Raw genomic sequence first — 943 nt, 5'->3', positions numbered from 1 at the left:
GTTGCGACCGAGGAACACAAGATTGCCGTCGGGCAGGTAGCGGGCCAGATCGCCGGTGCGATACATGCGGGCATCGGAGTGATGGGAGAAGGGATCGGGGAGGAAGCGTTCGGCGGTCAGTTCTGGGCGGTTCAGATAGCCACGAGCCACGCCTGCGCCGCCGATATACAGTTCACCCACTGCGCCTAGCGGCACCGGTTGACCGTGGCTGTCTAGCAGGTAAATCCGAGTGTTCGAGATCGGTCGGCCAATAGACGGATCCAACCCTGGTACCATCCGACGTGTAGTCGACCAGATAGTCGTCTCGGTTGGTCCGTACATGTTCCAGAGGACTTGCACATGATCGAACATGCGTGCAGCGAGTGATGCAGGCAGTGCTTCGCCGCCGCAAAGCAACGTGAAAGATGCGTTGGGCCAGCGGTGATTCAACAGCGCGCTCCAGTGTGCCGGCGTGGCTTGAACGAACGTAACGGCTTCCTGTTCGATCGGTGCGAGAAGGCGCTCGGGGTCAATTGCGACATCGCGCGAAGCAAGCATCAGCCGTGCGCCGGACAGCAATGGCAAATATAGCTCTAACGCTGCGATATCGAACGATACCGATGTGAGATTGAGCACAGTATCATCCGCAGCGATGCCGGGCTCCGACGCCATCGCGCTGCATAGGTTGACCAGTGATACGTGTTCGACCATCACCCCCTTTGGGGCACCGGTGGAGCCGGAGGTGTAGATCACATAAGCGAGATGGCGTGAGGTCAGGCCCGGTATCTGAGGATTGGTCTCGGGTTGTACAGGAGCGTCGTTGGGGTCGATCAGGGTGTAACCGGCCAACGCCTGGCCCAGTACCTCCTTGCCCGCCTGATCGCTCAGGACGATGGCGGGCTGGGCATCGGAGAGTATGTGAGCGAGTCGCTCTCCCGGATAGGCGGGGTCGAGCGGCACATAG

1 protein-coding gene is annotated in these 943 nt (G+C 60.3%); it reads right to left on the bottom strand.

Annotated features, from left to right (window positions below; translation table 11 throughout):
- On the bottom strand, window positions 1–943 hold a 943-nt coding region (locus tag M3I56_RS40680; protein WP_254346732.1), incomplete at both ends, for an amino acid adenylation domain-containing protein.

The organism is Paraburkholderia sp. CNPSo 3281 (assembly GCF_024206515.1).
GTDB classification, from domain to species: Bacteria; Pseudomonadota; Gammaproteobacteria; order Burkholderiales; family Burkholderiaceae; genus Paraburkholderia; species Paraburkholderia nodosa.
Note: the sequence above shows the minus strand (reverse complement) of the source record. Positions and strands in the feature narration are given on the sequence as shown.